The 5,210-nt window shown below is 68.2% G+C and carries 5 protein-coding genes; all 5 read left to right on the forward strand.

The features are described 5' to 3' along the window. Nucleotides 1-25 precede the first annotated feature (25 nt). Entirely contained in the window at nucleotides 26-1,543 is a 1,518-nt protein-coding gene (gene dop, locus E1281_RS37285) for a depupylase/deamidase Dop (RefSeq protein WP_207943740.1), read from the forward strand. A 283-nt stretch (nucleotides 1,544-1,826) separates the two neighbouring features. Next, nucleotides 1,827-2,036 (forward strand): ubiquitin-like protein Pup, encoded by a 210-nt coding sequence (locus E1281_RS37290; protein ID WP_131884412.1) that lies wholly within the window; start codon nucleotides 1,827-1,829, stop codon nucleotides 2,034-2,036. A 108-nt stretch (nucleotides 2,037-2,144) separates the two neighbouring features. Further along, complete coding sequence (locus E1281_RS37295) at nucleotides 2,145-3,260, forward strand: endonuclease VII domain-containing protein (RefSeq protein ID WP_131884413.1); 1,116 nt, start codon at nucleotides 2,145-2,147, stop codon at nucleotides 3,258-3,260. 210 nt (nucleotides 3,261-3,470) lie between these two features. Continuing rightward, entirely contained in the window at nucleotides 3,471-4,259 is a 789-nt protein-coding gene (prcB, locus tag E1281_RS37300) for a proteasome subunit beta (protein WP_165959272.1), read from the forward strand. A gap of 21 nt (nucleotides 4,260-4,280) precedes the next feature. Next, nucleotides 4,281-5,105 (forward strand): proteasome subunit alpha, encoded by an 825-nt coding sequence (gene prcA, locus E1281_RS37305; RefSeq protein ID WP_131884415.1) that lies wholly within the window; start codon nucleotides 4,281-4,283, stop codon nucleotides 5,103-5,105. The last annotated feature ends 105 nt before the right edge of the window (nucleotides 5,106-5,210 follow it).

Consider the following 5,210-nt stretch of genomic DNA (forward strand, 5'->3'; position numbering starts at 1 on the left):
CGCCCGCCCCGATAGGCTCGACGATATGAGTGTTCGGCGGGTGATGGGCATCGAGACCGAGTACGGCATCTCCGTACCCGGACAGCCAGGGGCCAACGCGATGGTGACCTCCTCCCAGGTCGTCAACGCCTACCTCGCGGCTTCGGCGGCACGGGCCCGCAGAGCCCGCTGGGACTTCGAGGAGGAGAACCCCCTGCGCGACGCCCGGGGCTTCGACCTCGCCCGCGAAGTCGCCGACCCCACCCAGCTCACCGACGAAGACCTCGGCCTCGCCAACGTCATCCTCACCAACGGCGCACGCCTCTACGTCGACCACGCCCACCCCGAATACTCCGCCCCCGAATGCACCAACCCCCGCGACGCCGTCATCTGGGACAAGGCCGGAGAACGCGTCATGGCCGACGCCGCACAGCGCGCCGCCATGGTCCCCGGCACCCACCCCATCCAGCTCTACAAGAACAACACCGACAACAAGGGCGCCTCCTACGGCTGCCATGAGAACTACCTCATGCGCCGCGAGACGCCCTTCGCCGACATCGTCCGCCACCTCACCCCCTTCTTCGTCTCCCGGCAGGTCGTCACCGGCGCCGGCCGCGTCGGCATCGGCGTCGACGGCCGCGGCGACGGCTTCCAGATCAGCCAGCGCGCCGACTTCTTCGAAGTCGAGGTCGGCCTCGAGACCACCCTCAAACGCCCCATCATCAACACCCGCGACGAACCCCACGCCGACCCCGAGAAATACCGCCGCCTCCACGTCATCATCGGCGACGCCAACATGGCCGAGCTGTCCACCTACCTCAAGCTCGGCACGACCTCACTGGTCCTCGCCATGATCGAGGACGGCTTCCTCACCGCCGACCTCTCCGTCGACATGCCCGTCGCCGCCCTCCGCGCCGTCTCCCATGACCCGTCGTGCAAGCACCTGCTCACTCTCCGCGACGGCCGCAAGATGACCGCCGTCCAGCTCCAGATGGAGTACCTCGAGCAGTCCCGCAAGTACGTCGAGGACCGCTTCGGCTCCGACGTCGACGAGATGACCAAGGACGTCCTCGACCGCTGGGAATCGGTCCTGCACCGCCTCGGCGACGACCCCATGCAGCTCTCCCGCGAACTCGACTGGGTCGCCAAACTCGCCCTCCTGGAGGGCTACCGCACCCGAGACAACATCGACTGGTCCCACCCCCGCCTCCAGCTCGTCGACCTGCAGTACAGCGATGTCAGGCCCGACAAGGGCCTCTACAACCGCCTCGTGGATCGCGGCCGCATCGACCGCGTGGTCACCGAGCAGATCGTCGAGGCGGCCATCGACGACCCGCCGGAGGACACGCGCGCCTACTTCCGAGGCCGCTGCCTGCGCCAGTACGCCGACTCCGTCGCCGCGGCCTCATGGGACTCCGTCATCTTCGATGTCCCCGGCAGGGAGTCCCTGCAGCGCGTCCCCACCTTGGAGCCCCTGCGAGGGACCAAGCAGCATGTCGGGCCCCTCCTGGACCGCTGCCGGACCGCGGCCGACCTGGTGGCCACCCTGACCGGCCAGAGCTGACCTGCGGCCTCCTGAGCCCGGACGGCGCACGAGTGCCGTCCGGGCCCATTTGCGCGCACTTTGGATAGTGTCACTATCGAGTCCGGCCGGGCCCGCTGACCTGCGCTGACGGGCGGTGTCTCGGTTTCGTGACCAGTATGCCCGTTTCAGTGACCGGCGGACGGGCGATAACCCGAGCAAGTCCCCGGCCTCCCGGCGGAGACGGCGAAACGGGTTTTCAAGATCCGCTGGCCGTTGAAGATCGGAGATAAGGTCGGAAGGACCGGCAGAGCGGAGGTACGAGATGGCCACGAAGGACACCGGAGGTCAGAAGCAGACCCCCCGGCGCACGGAAGAGGTCGAGGAGACCGAGGCCACCACCACCGAGGACGTGCAGGAGCGCCAGGAAAAGCTCACGGACGACGTGGACACAATTCTGGACGAAATAGACGAAGTTCTCGAAGAGAACGCCGAGGACTTTATCCGTTCTTACGTGCAAAAGGGCGGTCAGTGATGCTTTGTCCGATTTGACCGGACGGAAGGTCTGGTGGCATTTCCGGGCATAATCCACACAACCTAAAACGGCAGCAAATGCATGGGCGAGACCGCTAAGGTCTCGCCCATGCATTCGAAACGATGTCTCGACTGCGGTGAGGTCAAGGCGGCTGCGGAGTTCTGGAAGCTCAAGGCCTCCAAAGACGGGCTGGCGTACTACTGCAAGGTCTGCTTCGGTCTGCGGAACAGCCGTTCTTACTGGAAGAAGCAGTCAGAGCTGGGCAAGGAAACGCGGGTTTACCGCAGGCATTCGGATGTCCCGGAGGGGATGAAGTACTGCGCGCAGTGCGAAAAGATCAAGCCGGTCGTCGAGTTCGGCCATAACCGTGCTAAATCATCGGGGCTCGCCACATACTGTCGTCCGTGTCACAACAAGGTCATGGCGGACAACAAGGAGCGCAACCACGGCAGCGGGCGGAATTACCTGTTGAAGCTGCGCTACGGAGTCACCGAGGACCAGGTCCGGCAGATGATCGCCGAGCAGGGCGGCATCTGTGTCATCTGCCTCCGCGCGGAGGCGAAGCACGTCGACCACGACCACATGACGGGGCTCGTCCGCCGGGTCCTGTGCTTCAAGTGCAATGGAGGCCTCGGCCAGTTCGAGGACGACCCGGAACGCCTGCGGCTCGCGGCGGAGTACCTGGAACTGGAAGGCTCCCACGCCCGGAGGCTGGAGCTCGAGACCGGCGCCCGCATGTTCGGCGGGCCGGACCGTGTCCGTTCGGACCCCGGCTGGCGGACGCGGTCCGAGTCGCTGCAATCCCCGAGGCACTACCACCTCCGCCAGAAGTACGGGATCAACGACGAGGACGCCGACCGGCTCCTCGAGATGCAGGGAGGCCTCTGCGCCGTCTGCTTCGACTTCCCCGCGAAGCACGTCGACCATGACCACGAGACGGGAGCCGTACGCGGCATCGCGTGCCATGGCTGCAACACGGGCATGGGGCAGCTTCGCGACGACCCGGTCGCCCTCCGCCGCGCGGCGGACTATCTGATGGGCGCCCTGGTCAAGACCGTCCCGGCGTCCGGCGGCGGGACGCGGCTGTCGTTCACCGTCCCGGACATGAATCCGGTGAAGGTGCCGCCCGGCGGCTGGACGGTGCACTGGGAGGCGGACGGGCGGTACCGGAAGGAGAATCCGGAGCTCGGGGTCCTGCGGGTGGGGCCGGTCTGGGTGGAGTGACGGCGGGGTGCGCCGCCGGGGTTCGCCGTGGGCTGACGTGGCCGGGGATCATGCGGCATGCGCGCGGGCGACGTTGAACAGTAGGGTCGTAGTCGTCCGCGCCGGTGGAGGTTCGTGAGGGAGCCGGCGCCATGGTGGAGGGAAGGGAGTCGCGTGGCGTCCCACGAATCGCGCACCGGGCGTGTGCCGGGGTTGTTCGGGAGCCCGGACATGTCGTCGTTCACGGAGTTCCTGGGGGCGTACTCCCCGGAGTCGCTGCCCGGCGGGCGGACGCCGCCCGCGTCGCGGGCGGGGGAGGAGATCCCGCACGGGACGACGATCGTCGCGGTGGGCTTCCCCGGCGGCGTGGTGATGGCCGGTGACCGGCGGGCGACGGCGGGGAACGTGATCGCGCAGCGGGACATCGAGAAGGTGTTCCGGGCGGACGAGTTCTCCGCGATCGCGATCGCGGGGACGGCGGGCATCGGCCTGGAGATGGTGCGGTTGTTCCAGGTCGAGCTGGAGCATTACGAGAAGCGCGAGGGCCGGACGCTGTCGGTGGAGGGCAAGGCGAACCGGCTGGCGACGATGGTGCGGCAGAACCTGGCGATGGCGATGCAGGGGCTGGCGGTGGTGCCGCTGTTCGCGGGCTATGACGAGGAGCGGGACGAGGGGCGGATCTTCTCCTATGACCCGGCGGGCGGCCGGTACGAGGAGCGGGACTTCCACTCGGTGGGCTCGGGGTCGGTGTTCGCGCGGGGTGCGCTGAAGAAGCTGTACCGGCCGGATCTGTCGGCGGAGGACGCGGGGCTGGTGTGCGTGCAGGCGCTGTACGACGCGGCCGATGACGATTCGGCGACGGGCGGGCCCGACCTGGCACGGCGGATCTTCCCTGTGGTGGCGTCGGTGACGTCGGACGGGTATCGCCGGCTGGGCGAGGACGAGGTGGGCGCGCTGGCGCAGGCCGTCGTCGACGGACGTTACGACTCGCCGGGCGGGCCGACCGCCCCGCTGCGATAGAAGGGATCCAGACCGGTGTCCATGCCGTTCTATGTGTCGCCCGAACAGCAGATGAAGGACAAGGCGGACTATGCGCGCAAGGGGATCGCGCGTGGCCGCAGTGTCGTGGTGCTGCAGTACGACGACGGCATCCTGTTCGTGGCGGACAATCCGTCGCGGGCGCTGCACAAGATCAGTGAGATCTATGACCGGATCGCGTTCGCGGCGGTGGGGAAGTACAACGAGTTCGAGAATCTGCGGCTGGGCGGGGTCCGGTACGCGGACATCAACGGGTACCAGTACGACCGCCGCGATGTGACGGCGCGGGGTCTGGCGAACGTGTACGCGCAGTCGCTGGGGACGATCTTCACGGAGACGAACAAGCCTTACGAGGTGGAGCTGGTCGTCGCGGAGGTGGGCGAGGACGCGGATACGGACCAGATCTACCGGCTGACGTTCGATGGTTCGGTGGCGGACGAGCACGGTTATGTGGCGATGGGCGGCCAGGCGGACGCGGTGGCGCAGTCGTTGAAGGACGGCTACCGGGAGGGTTCGTCGCTGGTGGACGCGTTGCGGACGGCGGTGCGTGCGCTGGAGGCGCAGGATTCGGACCGTCATCTGGAGGCGACGTCGCTGGAGGTCGCGGTCCTGGACCGCAATCGTGAGCACCGGCTGTTCAAGCGGCTGGCGGCGGCGCGGATCGGTGATCTGCTGTCGTCGTCGGCGGAGGGCGCGTCGGGCGGTTCCGTGGGCGGGGACGCCGGGGACGCCGGGGACGCCGGGGACGCCGGTTCGGGAGCGAAGTCGGCGGAGGCGGAGCCGGGGAAGGGTGCGCCGAAGAAGGACGCCGGAGGGGACGAGGACTGATTCGCAGGTCGGGTCCTCGCCGGTGGCGAGGTGCCCGGCCGGGTGCGGGCCCGTCGTGGCGGGGTGGTCTCGGCCGCCGCCGCCGTGGCGGGCCTGTCGCGTGTG

Origin of the sequence: Actinomadura sp. KC345, assembly GCF_004348515.1 — a bacterium.
GTDB lineage: Bacteria > Actinomycetota > Actinomycetes > Streptosporangiales > Streptosporangiaceae > Spirillospora.

Bases quoted from the DNA above. Each gene is read 5' to 3' on its own strand.
- E1281_RS37290 (WP_131884412.1), top strand. From the start codon at position 1,827: ATGGCCACGAAGGACACCGGAGGTCAGAAGCAGACCCCCCGGCGCACG.
- prcA (WP_131884415.1), top strand. From the start codon at position 4,281: ATGCCGTTCTATGTGTCGCCCGAACAGCAGATGAAGGACAAGGCGGAC.
- dop (WP_207943740.1), top strand. From the start codon at position 26: ATGAGTGTTCGGCGGGTGATGGGCATCGAGACCGAGTACGGCATCTCC.
- prcB (WP_165959272.1), top strand. From the start codon at position 3,471: ATGTCGTCGTTCACGGAGTTCCTGGGGGCGTACTCCCCGGAGTCGCTG.
- E1281_RS37295 (WP_131884413.1), top strand. From the start codon at position 2,145: ATGCATTCGAAACGATGTCTCGACTGCGGTGAGGTCAAGGCGGCTGCG.